We start from the raw sequence: 17927 nt of genomic DNA, 5'->3' as shown, positions 1-17927 counted from the left end.
TTCTGGAATGCCGGATCGTTTAAGAGGTGCCTTCAATTAGGTCTTTCTCGACCTGAAGGTTTTCTATTATGAATCCCTGTCTCTCAGGAGTGTTCTTACCCATGTAAAAAGAGAGGAGTTCGTCAATGTTGTGGAGCTGACTCATGGTGACGGGATCCAGTTTGATCTTCGGGCCGATGAATGTTGCGAATTCTTCTGGGGATGCTTCTCCAAGACCTTTGAATCGAGTAATCTCGACCCCTTTCCCCAGCTTTTCCACGGCACGGTTTTTTTGTGCCTCAGTATAGCAATATTCCGTCTTCTTCTTAGTTCGCACTCGGAATAGGGGGGTCTGAAGAATATAGAGGTGCCCTTGTCGGACGAGGTCGGGAAAGAACTGTAGAAAAAAGGTGAGAAGCAGGAGACGGATATGCATGCCATCAACGTCGGCATCCGTGGCGATTACAACCTTGTTGTAACGCAGGGTATCGAGACCATCTTCAATATCCAGAGCGCTTTGGAGGCAATTGAACTCGTCATTCTGATAGACGATTTTTTTGCTTAGTCCAAAGGCGTTGAGCGGTTTTCCTTTAAGACTGAATACTGCCTGAGTATTGACGTCCCGCGTCTTTGTGATTGATCCCCCCGCAGAGTCGCCCTCAACAATAAAGAGGGTCGAATCATTTGCCTGTTTGTGCTTGGTGTTAAAGTGGGCCCGACAGTCCCGAAGCTTCTTGTTGTGAAGATTGACCTTCTTGGCCTTTTCTCGGGCGAGCTTTCGAATCCCGGAAAGTTCTTTCCGCTCCTTTTCGCTGGCTACGATCTTTTCTTGAATCCCTTTAGCCGTTTCTGGAAATTGGTGTAGATGGAGATCCAGTTCCTTTTTAATGAAATTGTTGACGAAATTGCGAATCGTTGGGCTCTTAGGACCCATATTCTGGGAGCCTAACTTGGTCTTCGTCTGGCTCTCGAAAACGGGTTCCTGCACACGTAACGATATCGAGGATACGATCGATGTCCGGATGTCTGAAGCATCGTAGTCCTTTTTGAAGAACTCTCGAATGGTTTTGACGATTGCTTCACGGAAAGCGGCTTGGTGTGTGCCTCCCATCGTAGTATGCTGCCCGTTGACGAAAGAAAAGTAATCTTCGCCGTAGTGGGTGCCATGCGTCATGGCTACCTCGATATCCTCTCCCTTGAGATGGATAATGGGATAAAGGATATCGCCGGTGAGATTGTTCTCGAGAAGATCCTTGAGTCCGTTCTCTGATCGAAAAGTCTTTCCATTGAGGGAAAGGGTCAAGCCCGTGTTCAGATAGGCGTAGTTCCAGAGCATTGTCTCGACGAAATCGAGATGATACTCAAATGATTTGAATATCGCTTTGTCGGGGGTGAACTCGACGTAGGTGCCATCTTTATCGGCGGTCTTGATTTGGCGACTTTCGGATTCCAATTCGCCTTGGGAAAAGATCGCCTGTTTCATTTTCGAGTCCCGATAGGACTCGGCGAGAAAATAGCTGGACAAGGCATTGACCGCTTTGGTGCCGACGCCGTTCAGTCCTACGCTCTTTTGGAAAGTTTCACTATCGTATTTGGCACCTGTATTGATCTTGGAAACACAGTCTACCACTTTGCCGAGGGGGATTCCACGTCCAAAGTCCCTGATCGCCACTACCTCATCGCCAACCGTTATGTCGATTCGCTTTCCGTGCCCGCTCGAATGCTCGTCGATCGAGTTGTCGATGATTTCCTTCAGCAGAACATAAATCCCATCGTCAGCGGATGCTCCATTTCCCAGTTTCCCGATGTACATTCCCGGCCTGAGCCGGATATGCTCACGCGGGCTTAAGGATTTAATGCTCGATTCGGTATAATTCGATTCTGCCATTTCTTGGCTCGATAGCAATAAGACCGAGCGTCGAAATCAAGCGGTAATGTTGCAGTTGAGCCTTGGAAAAAGGGTATACACCGAGGAATCGCGGGATAGCGTTTTCTCTTTACAATATTTTATCTGATAGTTGGGTTGCGATCACCTCAAACGAAAACGGTTTTCCTTACCCCTCGACTATGAGTTCCTCAGCTCCAACAACTGAAAAAGCGAAAAATGATCGGGCCTTGCGCTTTTATCGTGATGCCCTCGGCCTAGAGCGGCTCCATTACGGAATGTGGTTGCCGGATGACGAGCTGACGATGGAAGCGCTCAAGGCAGCTCAGAAGCGTTATGAAGATTTTCTGATCGACAGTATTCCTGAAGGAACCCGCAGGGTACTTGATGTCGGTTGTGGCACGGGGGAACTTTGCCTGCATTTGAAAGCTCAAGGGTATGAGGTCGAAGGGCTTTCACCCGACATCAATCAGAAAAAGGTCTTTGCCGAAAAAGTAGAAGCTCTCTTCCATTTCACAAAATTCGAAGATTCGCAATTGGAAGGTGGATACGATCTCATTATTATGAGTGAGTCTTGCCAGTATATTCCCCTGGACAAGTTATTTGAAGTGGCTCAACAGGCCTTGAACCCAAAGGGCTATTTAATGGTGTGCGACTATTTTGTCCTAGATCAGAATGCGGGTGAATTGTCCAAGAGCGGGCACGACTATAATGAGTTTCTGAAAAAGGCAGAAGAAAGTGCCTTTGGAATTGTCATTCGCAGGGATATAACACCGGACATTCGCAAGACCCTTGAAATTGCCGATGATTGGGCAGAAAAGATTTTGCTGGGTGCGGACATTTTGACCGAGAAGTTTCGCGAACGGAACCCTTTCCTCTGGAAGATTGTTAAGTGGTTTGGTCGCAGCAAGTACGAGAAAGCACTGTCGCAAAGAGTATTGATTGACGCGGACAAATTTTGTGCGGTCAAAAAATACGAATTCTTTCTGTTCCAACTGCAACCGTAAGGTCTCGCCACTCGATCGTGGCGGCTGTTTGCCGCATCCCGATTTATAAGGTACTAATCGCTTCGCGGAGGAATCATTCCGTTCGTGCTAGCTCTTTGGCTCCGATGTCACGTCGCAAGTACTTGGACTTGTAGTCAACTCTATCGGATAGCTTGTAGGCTTTGTCGCGAGCCTCGGGAAGATTGGCTCCTAGAGCGGTAACTCCAAGAACTCGGCCTCCGTTTGTAACTATATTTCCAGCGTCGTCGGCCTTTGTTCCCGCGTGGAATATGAATTGGTTGTCTCCCATCGAATCCGGGAAAGAAATTGGGTCGCCTTTCCGATAGCGATTGGGGTAGCCCTCTGCGGCAAGGACAACAACCATGGCGTATTCGTCTTTTACTTTCACGTTGATCTCTCCCAGCTTGCCCTTTGCGGCCGCCAGCATGATTTTGACTGGGTCGGTCTCCAGGCGAGTGATCAACACTTGAGTTTCAGGATCTCCAAACCGGGTGTTATACTCCAGCACTTTGGGGCCAGTAGCAGTCATCATTAGACCAATGAAAAGGGTTCCGCGAAAGTCTATCCCTTCAGCCGCAATCCCGTCGACACTGGGCTTGACGATTTCGGCTTCGATACGTTGCATCATCGCATCGTCTATCAAATCGGCTGGAGAGTAAGCGCCCATTCCCCCTGTATTGGGGCCGACGTCACCCTCGTGAACTTGCTTGTGATCTTGGCTCGAAGGTAGAATGACGTAGTCTTTTCCGGATACGATTGCGTGGATTGATGTTTCCTCACCAACAAGACACTCTTCGATAAGAACTGACTTACCGCTTTCCCCAAAAGCGCCGCCGTCAATCATGTCGACTACAGCCTTTTTGGCAGTTTCGAAATCCTCGGCGATGACTACACCTTTACCCGCTGCGAGCCCATCAGCCTTTATGACAATAGGGAAGCTAGCGGTATCTAGATATTGAATAGCGGCCTCGGATTCTGTGAAATTGGCTGCGGCTCCAGTTGGGATTTTGTATTTGAGCAGTAGCTCCTTGGTGTAGGTCTTGCTGCCTTCAAATCGGGCGCCGTCCGCTTTGGGGCCATAAGCTAGGATTCCCTTGTCGTTCAGTCGGTCGACCAGCCCCAGGCAAAGCGGAACCTCGGGTCCGACGATGACAAAATCTACGCTCTCACTCTCTGCCAGTCCGACCACCCCATCTACGTTGTCAGCTGCGACTGGTTCGCATTCGCAAATCGCGGCCATACCTGGGTTCCCAGGCGCCGCGAGGGTCCGTTTTACGAGCGGACTGTTTACGCAAGCATTTACGAGAGTGTGTTCACGTCCGCCGGAGCCAACGACAAGTACGGTGAGAGAGGATTGGTCTGACATTCAGAGACGATTTAGAAAGCGCTAAAAACGGGAATGCAACGAAAAGATGCCGGCATCAATTCTGCCGGTAATATTGGAAGCAATCGCGACCTCGTAAGTGGACCTTATAACCTGTTCTCGCTACAGTACCTGCAAACGCTTTTGGTAGAAATCGATGATCCTGTTTGGGTCTTCAGAGAACAGAAGATAGTCCTCGATCCATGCTGGCATCCGCCATGTCTCCCGGGCTTTAACAGCTCTTTGTAGTATGGCGTGCAAGGGGACGAGGAGGCATATAGGAATGCCTCACAGTCGAGGATGAGACGATCCCGAATCACTTTTGGGGGCGGGTTGCGATGATCTCCAGACTAATGCGCGCAAGCGAGCTCCGTTTGCTGAAATGGATCTTTTTCAGTCGGCTTCTTGCGGTCTCGATTTCTGCCTTATCCTTGAGTCGAAAGGTGATCGTGAGTTCGAGTAAATTCGATCCCTTGCTCTCTTTGGCAGTCGTTATTACGCCGGCGCCGCTGATCTAGAAGATTTCGTTGCTCATGTGGCCGCGTTTAGTTTTGGTCGTTTACAATTCACCTTTTTTCGCTAGTTCTTGCTTTTCAACGTATGGGTACTGCTCCTTGACAAGGTTTCTGCCCATTCGTCTTTACGAGAGGTATCTTTTTGAAAACGCGTCATTTATGAAGAAGCAAATCGCTTTCCTAGCATTCTTTTCCACGAGTTTTAGTCTGACAGGTCAATCGCCTGAAGAGGTTTTGCGGGAGGAGGTTGCAGAATTCACCTCGATGGAGCTTCTCGAGACTTGGGGGTTCCTCCTTTCGGAAAGGTTTAACCTAGGCGGTCTTGAGATCACGGATGCCGAAGTAGACGCCATTTCGAGAGGGATGAAACGGTACGTGAATCGCGAGGATCCTCCAACAGATCTGTCGAAGTCTCTGGATCCGATGCAGAACTACTTTGCCGAGCGCGAAGAGATGGTCCGGCAGGACCAGATGAAACGAAACCGGGAAGAGGAGCTTGAGTTTTTCGATTCCATTGTCGGGCAACCCGGTTACCAGTCGCTTGCCACGGGTCTTTATTTTCAAATCATTGAAAAGGGAAGTGATCGAAAGCCCGGGAAGAATGATAAGGTGAGCTGTCACTATGTGGGTACTTTTCTCGATGGGGTTGAGTTTGACAGCTCTTACCAGCGGAATGAGCCTTCGGAGTTCGTCTTGAATTCAGTAATTCCAGGTTGGACCCAAGGGCTTCAGTTGATCGGTGAAGGGGGAAAGGTGAAGCTGTACGTACCCGCCAAGCTCGGATACGGTGAACAAGGAAACCCTGGTGTCCCTCCGGCTTCGGCACTTATTTTTGAAGTGGAACTGTTAAAAGTTCTAGGGCCCGATCCCGCTGCATTGGGATTGCCGCCGATCCCGCAGTAGATCCTCCGAGATTTCCTTTTTCCAATGAAATTGGTGCTCGTGACGGAAACCTTTCCGCCCGAATTCAATGGGGTTTTGATGACATTGGGGCACCTGGCGGAAGGGTTGCGCCTCAAGGAATTCGAAGTTCAAGTAGTACGGCCGAATCAAAAGGGAGAACGTAAACATCTCGATCTTTTGGGGGTAGGTTAAGCGAGCTCCTCGTGGCGGGAATCCCATCGCCTGGGTATGATGGATTGAGGATGGGTCAGCCAAGCGCGTACCGCTTGCTGCGAGAATGGAGCCGCAACCCTCCCGATATTATTCATGTCGCTACCGAAGGTCCTCTAGGTCTGACTGCTTTGTGGGCGGCTAGCATTTTGGGGATCCCCGCTTTCTCAACGTATCATACGAAATTTCACCAATACACGGGGCATTACGACATCGGGTTGATTCGTGATTTCATTTTGGTGTTTCTCCGTATTGCCCATGATTCGTGTGGCTGTACTTTGGCACCTACCAAGCAGATGGCGAACGAGCTGAAGAGCCTTGGCTTTAAGAATACAAGAGCTCTTTCCAGGGGAGTGAACACGGATCTCGATAAGCTTGAACGACGAGATTTTCAATTGAGATCTGAATGGGGTGCGAAAGAAAACGATTATGTATTCACCTATGTAGGACGTGTGGCTAGCGAGAAGAATATTGATCTCGCAGTCCAGTCGTATCTGTAGGCAAGGGGTGGCAGACTCCATTGTGTAGTAGGCTGGGCTAGCCCAGTCCCGCTTTACAACCTACGCTATTCGGTAGAGGAGGCTCTGGCCCGTTTCGCCAGAAAGTCAATCCAGGCAGGGTGATCGTTCAAGCAAGGGATGGCGATGAACGACTCACCCCCAGCTTCCAGAAATTGTTCTTTACCCTCCATGGCTATCTCTTCGAGGGTCTCGAGGCAGTCCGAAACAAAGGCGGGAGTCATGACAAGTATTCGTTTTTTCCCCGTTTTCACGAGCTGGGGGATGATAAAGTCGGTGTAGGGTTCTAGCCAGGGTTCGCGTCCCAGTCTGGATTGGAAGGAGACCGAGTACTGTTCAGGCGTGAGGCCCGCTCTAGCCACGAAAGCGTTGGTGGTCGCTAGGGTTTGGGCTTTGTAGCAAGTTGCGTGGGCAGGGCTGCAAGTTGAGCAGCAGTCTTTGACGATCCGGCAGTGTCCTTTTGAAGAGTCTGCTTTGGATAAGTGACGGGCGGGGATTCCGTGGTAGGAAAACAAGAGATGGTCAAACTCGGTTTCCAAGTAGGGTTTGGCAGATTGATAGAGCGCCTCGATGTAGTCTGGATCGTTGTAGAAGGGTTGAACCGTCTCTACTTCAATATCGGGTATTTGCTCTGCGATTTCCTCCATGACCCTAACGACGACTGTCTCATAACTCGACATGGCGTAATGGGGGTAGAGAGGGACTAGAAGCAGTTTATTGATTCCCTTTGCCTTCAGGTTGCTGATGGCGGAAGGGATTGATGGACCTCCGTAGCGCATGGCCAACTCGACGTGATCGTCAATTCGCTCCTGGAGTAACGCTTGTACATTTTTGCTAGTAACGATCAAAGGAGACCCATGATCCGTCCAAACTTTCTTGTAGGCTTCGGCCGATCGTTTGGGCCGAGTAGGCAGTATGAAGCAGTTGAGAACAAACTGCTGGATCGGCTTTGCTGCGTCTAGAACCCGATCATCGGATAAAAACTCCCTAAGGTAGGAGCGAACGTCTGAGACGGAAGTTGAATCGGGGGATCCCAGATTTACTAGCAGAACTGCACTTTTTTGCATCGACCGAAGGGCTTAGGCATCCGAATTAAGAGTGTCAAATAAGCATCTGAGGAAAATCGCTTCAACAAGTGTTCAAGACGGTTGTGGCCACTTGTAGGCAACTCCTTTACTGGGCATCAAAGATGCCGTTTCCCTCAGTCAACGACTTCCAGAATCGGGTAGCGGGCGATTTCCGAAAAGTAGAACAGGCATCCTGCCTGTTATCTATTTACCGATACAGGCAGGATGTCTGTTCTACTTTTTGTGGGTGCTCGGAGATCACCCGCGACCTTGAAACGAAGGAAAAATACCTCAAATAGCCCGATTGCGTCTAAGCGCCTGGGCATCGAACCCGACATGCTTGAGAAATTGCCTCTCGAAAAAGCTTTGGTTCTCGTAGCCGACTGCAGCACAGATTTCTCCGATTGAGAAGCTGGTTTCAAGTACCAGTCGCTTGGCCTCTTTCATGCGGCGGTGAATGAGGTTCTGAATAGGTGGTTCTCCAAAGTGCTTGGCGAAAAGTCGACTGAACTGTGAGGGCGAGAGTCCGGACTTGGAGCTAATCTCTTCCAGGGTCCATTTTCTGGCGAGGTCTGAATCGATAAGTGAGGAGGCTTGGGCGATCCGTTCATCATAAGATGCACTCGACGCATCCGCAATCAGGAGTAGCAGCATGCGTAGCGCGTGGTCCTGTATTCGTTTTTCAATATCGTTCTCTGCGTCCCAGGCAAGAGCCAGATTCGCTATCGCTTTGAGAGTCGTGGGGTTGGATGTTTGGATCGGACCTGTGGGTACCGTGAGCTCTTGTGCAGGCATGGTCTCGCCTTCAGTATTCAGTATTTCGAATCGAGCCACAAATAGTGAAAGGGGATCGAGTAGATTTTGTTCTGCTTCGATTTGGTCATTTGGACTGAAAAGAAAGCAGATTCCTGGGTTCAAACTATAGCTTGCGCCGTTGTGCGTCAGTGTGCCCGACCCGTCGAGAATGCCCCAAATGGCATGACCGGACAGGGAACTGGTTTTCCAGCTCCAGATCGGCTCGCAATGGTAAAGGACCGGAGTCGCCGTTAATTTAAGTTCGGCGTGATTGGAAATCCATAGCGCGTCCTTTTCGGGCATGTCCAATGTGTGCCTTGAAGGTCGTTTTGCCGCAATGAAATAAATCGAACGGGGCAACGGTTTGAAAATCAAGCTTAGCATAGGCATCTTACCTGTGTAAACAGGCTTGAAGCCTGCCCTACTTTAACTCAAACCATTGTTTAATGTATTAGAGTTAAGAAGGTGGGTAGAATTCTAAAAATGAAAGCGATCAACGATCGTTGGTGAAATTGATATTATTGGAGCGCTTGAAAAGACTTCCAGTTGAGAAGGGTTTGTGGGAGTATCTCATCCGATGGCTGAATGGTAAATCGTTCAGCGTCGCCACACTTATGAATACCCGACTAGTTTCCCGAGCGACTCGCGTGCTGTGCTCGATTCTGACCCTTTCCGGAACGGACGTTTTACTCAATGCAGCCGAGCAGCCGAATGTTTTGATCGTGATCGCAGACGACTGCACGCACAACGATCTTCCCCTCTACGGAGGCCGAAACGCGAAGACGCCTCACATCGACCAGCTCGCCGGCGAGGGCCTCCTTTTCAATCACGCTTATCTCAGCGAGGCGATGTGCCAGCCTTGCCGATCCGAAATGTACTCAGGCCAGCATCCGATGCGCAATGGGGCGGCTTGGAACCACTCGGGAAGCCGGCCTGACACGAAGAGCCTCCCTCACTATCTAGGTTCGCTTGGTTATCGGGTGGGGCTTTCGGGGAAGGTGCATGTTACCCCAAAGTCCGCTTTTCCGTTTGAAAAGGTGGAAGGCTTTGACCCCAGTTGTGTGCGAGCCCCGACTCAGGCCCATGACCTCGGTGCCATCAAGCGCTTTATGGCGAAGGAGGGCGACGAACCCTTCTGCCTTGTGGTCGCTCTCGTTGAGCCCCATGTACCTTGGGTTATGGGAGACCGTTCCCAGTATCCGGACGATCAAATAGACCTGCCTCCTTATTTGGTGGATACGGAAGTAACCCGCGACGCCTTTGCTCGTTATCTGGCCGAGATCACTTACATGGATCAGCAGGTCGGGGAGATAATGGATACGTTGAAGGCGACAGGGAAAACGAAGGAAACGCTCGTTCTTTTTACTTCGGAACAGGGATCTCAGTTTCCCGGCTGCAAGTGGACAAACTGGGACAATGGAGTCCATACTGCTCTCATCGCTCGCTGGCCAGGACGCGTACCGTCTGGGAAGCGAACGGACGCTATCGTGCAGTATGCTGATTTCGCCCCGACGCTGGTGGATCTGGCGGGAGGCGATCCAGCCGATTTTGAATTCGACGGAACCAGTTTTCGCGAAGCGCTCATAGACGAGACGAGACCGCACCGGGATTTTGCCTATGGGATCCACAACAATATCCCAGAAGGTCCGGCGTATCCAATCCGCACGATTACCAATGGGGAGTTTCGCTACATTCGGAATCTGAGTCCGGATGATATCTACATCGAAAAACACCTCATGGGTACGCGTGGGGATGGGGCCCTCAATAATCCTTACTGGAGTACATGGGTTTTTGAAAGCGGCCAAACGGGGGAAGCTGAACGCATTGTGAAACGATACATGAAGCGCCCCGCGGAACAACTCTATCGAACTTCGGAAGACCCGTACGAAATGGTGGATTTGGTTGGTGATCCCAGGTACTCAAAAATCAAGGCCACTTTGAGCCGCGAGCTTGATCACTGGATGCACGAACAGAACGATCCCGGGACTCCGCTCGATACGCGTGAAGCTCATGCAGCGGCCAAAAAGGGGGAACATATATATTAGGCTGATAGATGAATTGGCAATGGGTAGCGGGCGATCTCCGGGCACCCAAAGGTATTTTTCGGATGGGCACTCGGAGATTGTCCGCTACCTAAAGACTCATTTCTTACTATTGTCCCTTCTTGGGATTTGCCATGGGTTGAACGCTGCCGATCCCAAACGTCCCAATATTATTATGATTCTCGCCGACGATCTGGGACAAGGGGATTTGTCATGCAACAATCCTGATTCCAAAATTCCGACGCCGCATTTGGACCGCTTGGCCCCGGAAGGTATCAATTTCAGCGATGCCCACAGTCCGTCGGGTGTATGCTCGCCGACTCGATACGCCCTATTGACGGGTCGCTATGCGTGGCGATCGGCCTTAATAAAAGGCGTTCTGAACGGGGCGTCTCCCCCACTTATCGAGCGAAGGCGGCTTACGTTGTCGGGCATACTGAAATCTCGAGGCTACTCCACGGCGGCGATTGGAAAATGGCATCTCGGGAATGAGTGGCCACTGAAAAATCCATCGGAAAAGGTAACCCCGGGAAATATTAATTGGGATCAACCCGCCCAGTACAGTGCATTGGATGCGGGGTTCACGTATCACTTTGGATTAGCCAGACCAGGCTGGGCGTTTATGGAAAACGGGCGTGTTTTGGCCAAGCCCACCGAGGTGTTCGATTTGAAAAAGCGTCTAGATCGCTATCGTTCGAACTCGAGTAGTTTGCCCCACTCGAGATCTTAGCATCACGAACTGGTTATCCCAGTAAAAGATATTTTTCGTATATACAGCTCCCCTGTCGCAGAATGAATTCATCAATCGCCCTTGGAAGTCGGCATTTTGAATCCAAAGTAACGATAAAAATGGTGCAATTGCTACAGCCGCCAGTGCGACTGAAAGATGCGAATCGCGTCCTATCGTTTAGAATATTTAAGCGCCGAACCAGATAATATCAATAAGGGCACCTCCGAGAATTGTGAGCAGAAGAGTCGTGGAGGGAGTTTTGTTGGAATCGTTGCTTTCTGGAGATACGATTTGAGCCTAATTGGACTCGGCGATGCAATAGAGAGCTTCGGAACGACATTCGTCTTCGATGTGGGCGACTCTTAAGTAGAGACGATCCTTGCTGATGGCTAGTGAGGACCAGGATTCGTCACCCAATTGATTCTCGGCTAGAAGTTCGAACTTCTCTGGATTCGCCTTGAATACAATCATCTTTCCCTGCTCGCTCGGGACGAAAAGATTGCCGTTTATCAAAGTGGGAGACGCGCTGAAGTCGCCTCCCACCTTTTCTCGCCACATGAGATCTCCGGTTGACGCGCTCCAACAGTGAGCGAGACCCTTGTCAGTCATGGCATAGAGATAGCCATCGACGATAATCATGGACGGTGCATAAACTCGTATTGGACTTTTCCATACTATTGTATTGGATCCGTCCGCGGTTATGCAGCTGGTTTCGTTCTTTGGGAACCCACCGCTAGCAAATACGTGTTTCCCATCGGTGACCACGCTGCCAACAGTTTCTCGAGTCGTGGCCGGAATGGACCAGATTTCCTGGCCGGTCGCAGGGTCATAACTCGCCATCAAGTCGCAACCGGGCAATACCAACTGGTCCCTTCCATTCAGATTGTAGATAACAGGGGAGGCGTAATTCGGGATGGCGGGACGCTCCACGTTCCAGACGAGCTCACCCGTTCGTCGATCAAATGCCGTCAAATTGCCTCCCTCTTTGTGGTCGGACCCGACAATCACGAAACTCTTGTAAATAGCGGGCGATGTGGAGTAGCCCCAATGGGAAACGAAGTCACTTGCCTTCTTCTGCCATTGGATCTCGCCTTTCAAATTGAGTGAAGTGAGCCAAATGTGGCTATCGTGCATAAACGTAGCAAATACGCTTTTCCCGTCACTGGCGACCGTGGAAGAAGCTTGAGTATTGCGATCGTGAATACGTCCTTTCCATCCCCCTTGGTGAATCTGTGCGGACCAGCGGGTCTGGCCGGTTGCCTTGTCTAGGCAAATGATATGCTGTGTTTGCGAGTCCTCATCAGCTGTCGCGATGAAGATTCTCTCGCCGATGACGACGGGGGAGGCGTGGCCCCGTCCGGGAATTTCTGCTCTCCAGACAATATTTTGATTCTCACTCCACTTAATGGGAACCTCTTGGGCATTTGCGTGGCCATTTCGGTTCGTTCCTCGCCACCAGGGCCAATCGTCCTTGCCGATTTTGATGCCTTCGATGCCGGGTGTGTTCGCTGCGGAAATGGACAGGGAGCCAATCCCTAGTAAAAGTGACAAAAGGATTCCGAGAATTTGGGCATTTCGATTCATAGTTGTTTTGGGGCGATCGTAGGTGTTCCCTACAGGAAATCCAGACGTGTAGTCTTTGCTAGAGTTTGCAAGAGTGCAATTTAATAGTGGACGCGTCGCAGTAGGGTCGACGTATTTTGGCAGATTCTTGAGGGCCGATGGGGACCTATTAGATAGCGATAAGATGAGACTTTTCATTGGATTGTTTCTCTCGCGTTATTTGCGCCTCTCCCGAGAAATAAAAACCGATATCTGATTTCGTTAGGCTTAAATTTAAATTGAGTCGAAGAATTCGTAAGCCCTATTCATCAACGAAATCGCCCCTAAGATTCTTTTGTCTTTTGCTTACCTCATCGGCGATTCTTCCACTCTCCGCAGTATCGAAAACCGTAGACCTAACTTCTGTAGACGAATTGAACGCGCATGATGCAGCCATCAAAGTGGTTAAGTATAAGTGGCAGAAAGCGCGTAAAGCTAGGAAAACAGAAGAAGCACAGAAGAAAATTGCAGAGGCTCCCCAGCGACAAGCTACTAGTGGACGCACCGGTCCAGCAGTGGGCGAGGCGGATCGCATCAGTCATCTCATTGTGGTGGACGAAGATTTTCAGAATGTAACGATCGAACTCGAAGTCGCGGGCGAGCCCGCTCCCGGATCTTAAGGAGGCGCCCGTGTGTTCGTCGGAGTGGCCTTCCGTTTATAGCCGGACATGAAAACCTATGACTCTTTTTACCTGCACCCGACCAACGGCCGTGCTGGGGACCAGGAACGCCGCAACCATTCCGCCCAGTACATTTCTCACCCGGAGCATCCGTGGTACAAATTGCGTTAGGAAACGCCCAGCAAATAAGAAACCTACGTCGATCTCCAGCCCGCGACCTGGACCGGAATTAAGATCGTGGTCGCGGGGGATAAAGCCCGACTCTACTTTCATGGAAATGAGCAGCCCCCATTGACAGTCAGTGATGCCAAATCAGGCGTTGACGGCAGGGGAGCGGTTGCGCTCTGGTTTGAAGGCTCGACAGTAGCTCACTATGCTAACTTGAAAATATCAAAGTAGCGACTATCCACCATCTCTCACTTGCAGTACATGTTCTTTAACCGAACTTGCTTATGAAATCTACATTCTTTCTCCTTATTTCAGCATTAGCACTTTATTTTCAGTCTTTTGCTCAAAACAGAATCGGAACGGGGGGTAGTAAAGAGCTTTACACTCAATACTGTGCCCAGTGTCACGGACAAAATGGCGAAGGAGGGCAAGGAAGTTCCTTGATCGACGACGTTTGGAAGTGGGGCGGGTCGGACGACGAAATCGCCAAAGTGATTCGGGAAGGGCTTCCCGAACTGGGTATGGTCCCCTGGAAAGGTGTGCTTTCAGAGGAGCAGATCCGCAGTCTCATTATTTTTATGCGTGAGCAGAAGTACTTGGCGGAGACGACAGACCTCCTGAAAAAGTTTATGCCTAAGGACGGGATCTTCACCACGCAATATCACAAATTCAAGTTGGAAAAGGTTCTCGAGCTTGACGACATTCTTTGGTCGATCGCCTTCCTGCCGGAAGAATCGATGTTGTTGACCCAGCGCAATGGTGTACTCTGGAAAGTCAAGAATGGTGTTAAGCGCCAAATCAAGGGCACACCGGAGGTGTTGGCCGTGGGGCAAGGCGGGCTTCTGGAAGTGGCGCCTCACCCTGGCTACAAGAGCAATGGCTGGATTTATTTGTCCTATAGTGAGGACGCGGGAGCCAAGGTGAGTGGGAAAACTGCATCCATGACTGCGGTCGTGCGAGGCCGTATCAAGAACAACAAATGGGTGGACCAAGAGGACATCTTCAAGGTACCGCCAAAATTTCACACGACCAAAGGTGGCCACTACGGGTCTCGCTTTGTATTCAAGGATGGATACCTGTTCTTCGGAATCGGAGACCGCCAGGAAGGGGACCCGGCTCAGGATATTACCGTTCCTCATGGTAAGATTCATCGGATACACGACGATGGCCGTGTTCCGAGAGACAATCCTTTCTTTAGTACGGTGGGAGCGTACAAATCGATCTGGACATACGGAAATCGTAACCCACAAGGTTTAGATATGCATCCACTTACGGGTGACATTTGGGAAACCGAGCATGGACCGCGGGGGGGCGATGAGATTAACTTGATTCGTCCGAGCATCAATTATGGTTGGCCCGTTATCACCTATGGTATGAACTATGACGGTACGCCATGGACAGACAAGACCCGCATGGAAGGCATGGAACAACCGGTCTATTACTGGCTGCCGTCGATCGCGACTGCTGGGATCGACTTTTATGAAGGTGACGCATTTCCCGGCTGGAAATACAATTTGCTAGCAACGGGCATGTCGGCAGAGGAAGTACAGCGCATCGTTATTCAGGATAAGAAAGTTGTGCACGTCGAGACGATCCTCAAGAAGCAAGGGCGCGTTCGTGACGTAGCAACCGGTCCTGATGGACTGATCTATGTCGCTCTGAATACGAGGAGTCCAAATAGTGGTGCCTTGCACCGCTTGGTTCCGGTTAGCGATAAGTGAGGTATCTCCTCTGACTGTTTTTAATTAGTCGGAGAGATCTGGGTTCCAGATCGATTGGGCTCAATCCATATTTGGATTGAAAGGGAAAACTGGGCATTTGTATCCTCTCACCGGGCTGCCAAGTTATTCATCAGCTCCAGTACTTTTTCAGACATGCGATTGGAAAGATCGAATTGCTCACCTATGTGTTGGCGAAGATTGAATGATTTTGTCTTCGTTCAGAGAACAAACCGTCCGGAGAAAGTCCTGACTTTGGGGATACAACCTTCAGGATCCAATTGTTGCGCTAACTACCATTCCTGAGCGAAGAAAATGTCTACGTTCCATATGGAGGATAGTGGAGAAGGGAGTGGATGCCGCAAGTCAGAGACCGACTGGTACTTCGCAACCCGTTGCTTGGGTGCTCTCGTGGGAGTTGGCGTCGCGATCCCTGCCGTCTGGGAATCGAGGCCTAAAGATGATCCTGCGGTTAACTCCTTCGCATGAGCGTCAAAGCCAAGGCTGCCGAAGCTCAGCTCGCTCTGTTTTACGAAAACTAGGTGACGAATTACGGGAGTAGACCAGTCAGCCCAATAAAAATGCGGATTTTTTCGCATTCTTACGGTTTGGATGAGCGTTGAAGGATTGAATGTTAGTTGTCGCCCCTTGCTCTAAACTGCTTGCGCTTCGGTAGCGTTCCGAACTTAAATCAACCTGTACTGTCCTTAGGGCAGATCTCTTTATTCGATAACCAAATAAACTGACTAATGAAAAAAATCGTAATGATCCTACTAGGTGCCGCATTTGTTGCGTTTGGCGCTCTCTCAGCAACTGCTGCTCACCACAAGAACCCAGCGACACCCCATTCGGTGATCCATGTCGTTACCGTATCTTGGAAAGCAGATGCGACCGATGACCAAATTAAGGCGGCTCTCGACGGGGTTAAGACCATCGCTAAAGAGTACGAGGGTTGTACCCGAGTCTGGATCCGCTCCATTAAGGTGCAAGGAGACAAGTCCCACGCGTTCGTGATGGAATTTGCATCCGAGCAAGCGCTGAAGGATTATGCTGGCAGTGCCGCCCAAAAGAAGTGGTACGAGCTCTACCTCCCGATCAGAGGAGGCAGCACCACGTTTGATATCACGAACTAGTAGCAGAGGCTAATTCGCCAATTCCAAAAACCTTCAGGTCGCGGTTGAGATTAGGTTCTCTCCCGCGATTTTTTGTGCCAAGGTAAGTTCATCCTTAAGACGCGTGGCGTCATTGTAGACCTTTTTGGTTCGGTCGAGCGGATGGTTTTTCGTAGATCACTCGCAAACGTTGAAATTCTTGCTGCACTGCCTTGTGCTATTTTGCATTGCCGGAGGTGTCTAATGTCTTTCATGATACAATCATGAAGCGTCTCCTGTTTCTCTCGACTCTCGCAGTTACCGTTTGCCATGCCAAACCCAATTTTGTTTTCATAATAGCTGATGACCTAACCTATCGGGACATTGGTTGTTATGGAGGCCAGGCTCACACGCCCCACATCGACCACCTGGCTACGGAAGGAATGAAGTTTGAGCGGTGTTTTCAGGCTGCTTCGATGTGTTCACCCACGCGCCACAATATCTACACCGGACTGTATCCCTTTAATTCGGGTGCGTATCCGAATCACACATTCGCTAATCTGGGCACGAAGAGCGTGGTTCATTACCTCGGTGAACTCGGCTACCGTGTGGCTCTTTCAGGAAAGACTCATATCACACCAAAGGAGGTGTTTTCTTTCGAGTACAGTGGGGTGAAAAACAATCCGGACATGAATGCCATCGATAAACTCATGTCGGAGTCTCGTGGCAGCAGTAAGAATTTCTGTCTATTTGCGACCTCGAATGAACCGCATTCGCCCTGGAACAAGGGAGACGCTTCGCTCTATCCGCCAGACAAGGTAATTCTTCCGCCCTATATTGTGGATACGCCTCGCATGCGGGAGGATTTCAGCAACTATCTCGCTGAGATAACTTACTACGATTCTCAAGTCGGGGAAATATTGAATCTGCTGGACAAGCATGGTCTTCGCGATAACACGCTTGTCATGGTCGTTTCTGAGCAGGGGAACGCCTTCCCTTTTGCGAAGTGGACGTGCTACGGGAGCGGTCTGCAATCCGCGATGATTGTTCGCTGGCCGGGGATGGTTTCACCGAGAACAACGACTGATGCGTTGGTGGAGTATACTGATGTGCTGCCCACGTTTATTCAAGCAGCTGGCGGTAAGCCAGCGAAGTCACTGGATGGGAAGAGCATGATCTCCCTGCTGAGAGGAAAAACGAATCATCATAAGGACTACGTGTATGGGGAGGTGACGACGAGAGGCATAATTAATGGGGCGGATTTGTATCCCATCCGTACGGTTCGTGACGACCGATTTCGGCTGGTATGGAATTTGAATCCAGAAGCGAAATACACGAATGCATTAACTCGTACTCCAGCGTTTCAGTCGATGGTCGAAAAAGCCAAATCGGGAGACAGTCATGCCCGGGAATTTGTTCGTCGCTACCAACATCGCCCCGAACTGGAATTGTTTGATTGCCAAATGGATCCGCTTGAGATGAACAATCTTGCGGAGAATCCTGAATATAGGGGGACGATCCGAAAGCTTAAAGGTAAACTCCAGCAGTGGATGAACTCCCAAGGCGATAACGGAATCCAAACCGAGCTCGATTCCATATACCGTCACCGCAATGCGATTGGGAAGACCAAAGAGGAAGTGGACGCCGCTTGGGCCGAGAAGAACGCAAGGTAATCGCATTTTTATCTGCTAACCAATTCTTCAATTGCCTGATC

16 protein-coding genes are annotated in these 17927 nt (G+C 50.2%); 11 read left to right on the top strand and 5 right to left on the bottom strand.

Annotated features, from left to right (window positions below; translation table 11 throughout):
- Positions 1–19 precede the first annotated feature (19 nt).
- Positions 20–1867 carry a DNA topoisomerase IV subunit B gene (locus GA004_RS14085; RefSeq protein ID WP_283394514.1) on the bottom strand — a complete coding sequence of 616 codons (1848 nt, stop codon included), beginning with the start codon at positions 1865–1867 and terminating at the stop codon, positions 20–22.
- Positions 1868–2046: 179 nt separating this feature from the next.
- Here GA004_RS14085 and GA004_RS14080 point away from each other — a divergent pair, with 179 nt between their 5' ends.
- Positions 2047–2871, top strand: a complete 825-nt coding sequence (locus tag GA004_RS14080; protein ID WP_283394513.1) for a class I SAM-dependent methyltransferase — start codon at positions 2047–2049, stop codon at positions 2869–2871.
- A gap of 73 nt (positions 2872–2944) precedes the next feature.
- Here GA004_RS14080 and purD read toward each other — a convergent pair whose 3' ends face one another.
- Positions 2945–4237, bottom strand: coding sequence for a phosphoribosylamine--glycine ligase (purD, locus tag GA004_RS14075; RefSeq protein WP_283394512.1), 1293 nt, complete (start codon positions 4235–4237; stop codon positions 2945–2947).
- Positions 4238–4908: 671 nt separating this feature from the next.
- Here purD and GA004_RS14070 point away from each other — a divergent pair.
- Genes GA004_RS14070 through GA004_RS14060 form a run of 3 tightly spaced genes read left to right on the top strand, consistent with a single transcriptional unit; the run spans position 4909 to position 6362 of the window.
- Complete coding sequence (locus GA004_RS14070; RefSeq protein WP_283394511.1) at positions 4909–5652, top strand: FKBP-type peptidyl-prolyl cis-trans isomerase; 744 nt, start codon at positions 4909–4911, stop codon at positions 5650–5652.
- A gap of 24 nt (positions 5653–5676) precedes the next feature.
- The gene (locus GA004_RS14065; protein ID WP_283394510.1) at positions 5677–5844 is read left to right on the top strand and encodes a hypothetical protein; all 168 of its coding nucleotides are present in this window, start codon (positions 5677–5679) and stop codon (positions 5842–5844) included.
- Between the two features lie 11 nt (positions 5845–5855).
- The gene (locus GA004_RS14060; protein ID WP_283394509.1) at positions 5856–6362 is read left to right on the top strand and encodes a glycosyltransferase; all 507 of its coding nucleotides are present in this window, start codon (positions 5856–5858) and stop codon (positions 6360–6362) included.
- A 65-nt stretch (positions 6363–6427) separates the two neighbouring features.
- On the opposite strand, the gene hemH is transcribed toward GA004_RS14060, so the two are convergent.
- Together hemH and GA004_RS14050 are read right to left on the bottom strand one after the other, a co-directional pair.
- Entirely contained in the window at positions 6428–7447 is a 1020-nt protein-coding gene (gene hemH, locus GA004_RS14055) for a ferrochelatase (protein WP_283394508.1), read from the bottom strand.
- A gap of 291 nt (positions 7448–7738) precedes the next feature.
- The gene (locus GA004_RS14050; RefSeq protein ID WP_283394507.1) at positions 7739–8626 is read right to left on the bottom strand and encodes a helix-turn-helix domain-containing protein; all 888 of its coding nucleotides are present in this window, start codon (positions 8624–8626) and stop codon (positions 7739–7741) included.
- A 230-nt stretch (positions 8627–8856) separates the two neighbouring features.
- Between GA004_RS14050 and GA004_RS14045 the strand changes: the two genes are divergently transcribed.
- Together GA004_RS14045 and GA004_RS14040 are read left to right on the top strand one after the other, a co-directional pair.
- Complete coding sequence (locus tag GA004_RS14045) at positions 8857–10287, top strand: sulfatase family protein (protein ID WP_283394506.1); 1431 nt, start codon at positions 8857–8859, stop codon at positions 10285–10287.
- Positions 10253–11014, top strand: a complete 762-nt coding sequence (locus GA004_RS14040; protein WP_283394505.1) for a sulfatase-like hydrolase/transferase — start codon at positions 10253–10255, stop codon at positions 11012–11014. The genes GA004_RS14045 and GA004_RS14040 overlap by 35 nt, the downstream gene beginning before the upstream one ends.
- Before the next feature lie 297 nt (positions 11015–11311).
- Here GA004_RS14040 and GA004_RS14035 read toward each other — a convergent pair whose 3' ends face one another.
- Positions 11312–12775, bottom strand: a complete 1464-nt coding sequence (locus GA004_RS14035; RefSeq protein WP_283394504.1) for a PQQ-binding-like beta-propeller repeat protein — start codon at positions 12773–12775, stop codon at positions 11312–11314.
- Positions 12776–12918: 143 nt separating this feature from the next.
- Here GA004_RS14035 and GA004_RS14030 point away from each other — a divergent pair, with 143 nt between their 5' ends.
- The 5 genes from GA004_RS14030 (at position 12919) to GA004_RS14010 (ending at position 17886) form a co-directional block, all read left to right on the top strand.
- Positions 12919–13236 carry a hypothetical protein gene (locus GA004_RS14030; protein WP_283394503.1) on the top strand — a complete coding sequence of 106 codons (318 nt, stop codon included), beginning with the start codon at positions 12919–12921 and terminating at the stop codon, positions 13234–13236.
- 452 nt (positions 13237–13688) lie between these two features.
- Positions 13689–15125, top strand: a complete 1437-nt coding sequence (locus GA004_RS14025) for a PQQ-dependent sugar dehydrogenase (protein ID WP_283394502.1) — start codon at positions 13689–13691, stop codon at positions 15123–15125.
- A 312-nt stretch (positions 15126–15437) separates the two neighbouring features.
- Positions 15438–15611 (top strand): hypothetical protein, encoded by a 174-nt coding sequence (locus GA004_RS14020; RefSeq protein ID WP_283394501.1) that lies wholly within the window; start codon positions 15438–15440, stop codon positions 15609–15611.
- Positions 15612–15871: 260 nt separating this feature from the next.
- On the top strand, positions 15872–16255 hold the full coding sequence (locus GA004_RS14015; protein WP_283394500.1) for a Dabb family protein: 384 nt from the start codon (positions 15872–15874) through the stop codon (positions 16253–16255).
- Between the two features lie 242 nt (positions 16256–16497).
- Positions 16498–17886 (top strand): sulfatase family protein, encoded by a 1389-nt coding sequence (locus tag GA004_RS14010; protein ID WP_283394499.1) that lies wholly within the window; start codon positions 16498–16500, stop codon positions 17884–17886.
- Positions 17887–17927: the final 41 nt, after the last annotated feature.

Origin of the sequence: Candidatus Pelagisphaera phototrophica (assembly GCF_014529625.1) — a bacterium.
Lineage (GTDB): Bacteria > Verrucomicrobiota > Verrucomicrobiia > Opitutales > Opitutaceae > Pelagisphaera > Pelagisphaera phototrophica.
The sequence above is the reverse complement of the archived record's forward strand: the minus strand, read 5'-3'. Positions and strand labels throughout refer to the sequence as shown.

What these genes read in the sequence shown, in the direction of transcription:
- GA004_RS14085 (WP_283394514.1), bottom strand. Translation starts at nt 1,867, where the DNA reads ATGGCAGAATCGAATTATACCGAATCGAGCATTAAATCCTTAAGCCCG.
- GA004_RS14080 (WP_283394513.1), top strand. Translation starts at nt 2,047, where the DNA reads ATGAGTTCCTCAGCTCCAACAACTGAAAAAGCGAAAAATGATCGGGCC.
- purD (WP_283394512.1), bottom strand. Translation starts at nt 4,237, where the DNA reads ATGTCAGACCAATCCTCTCTCACCGTACTTGTCGTTGGCTCCGGCGGA.
- GA004_RS14070 (WP_283394511.1), top strand. Translation starts at nt 4,909, where the DNA reads ATGAAGAAGCAAATCGCTTTCCTAGCATTCTTTTCCACGAGTTTTAGT.
- GA004_RS14065 (WP_283394510.1), top strand. Translation starts at nt 5,677, where the DNA reads ATGAAATTGGTGCTCGTGACGGAAACCTTTCCGCCCGAATTCAATGGG.
- hemH (WP_283394508.1), bottom strand. Translation starts at nt 7,447, where the DNA reads ATGCAAAAAAGTGCAGTTCTGCTAGTAAATCTGGGATCCCCCGATTCA.
- GA004_RS14050 (WP_283394507.1), bottom strand. Translation starts at nt 8,626, where the DNA reads ATGCTAAGCTTGATTTTCAAACCGTTGCCCCGTTCGATTTATTTCATT.
- GA004_RS14045 (WP_283394506.1), top strand. Translation starts at nt 8,857, where the DNA reads ATGAATACCCGACTAGTTTCCCGAGCGACTCGCGTGCTGTGCTCGATT.
- GA004_RS14040 (WP_283394505.1), top strand. Translation starts at nt 10,253, where the DNA reads ATGCAGCGGCCAAAAAGGGGGAACATATATATTAGGCTGATAGATGAA.
- GA004_RS14035 (WP_283394504.1), bottom strand. Translation starts at nt 12,775, where the DNA reads ATGAAAAGTCTCATCTTATCGCTATCTAATAGGTCCCCATCGGCCCTC.
- GA004_RS14025 (WP_283394502.1), top strand. Translation starts at nt 13,689, where the DNA reads ATGAAATCTACATTCTTTCTCCTTATTTCAGCATTAGCACTTTATTTT.
- GA004_RS14020 (WP_283394501.1), top strand. Translation starts at nt 15,438, where the DNA reads ATGTCTACGTTCCATATGGAGGATAGTGGAGAAGGGAGTGGATGCCGC.
- GA004_RS14015 (WP_283394500.1), top strand. Translation starts at nt 15,872, where the DNA reads ATGAAAAAAATCGTAATGATCCTACTAGGTGCCGCATTTGTTGCGTTT.
- GA004_RS14010 (WP_283394499.1), top strand. Translation starts at nt 16,498, where the DNA reads ATGAAGCGTCTCCTGTTTCTCTCGACTCTCGCAGTTACCGTTTGCCAT.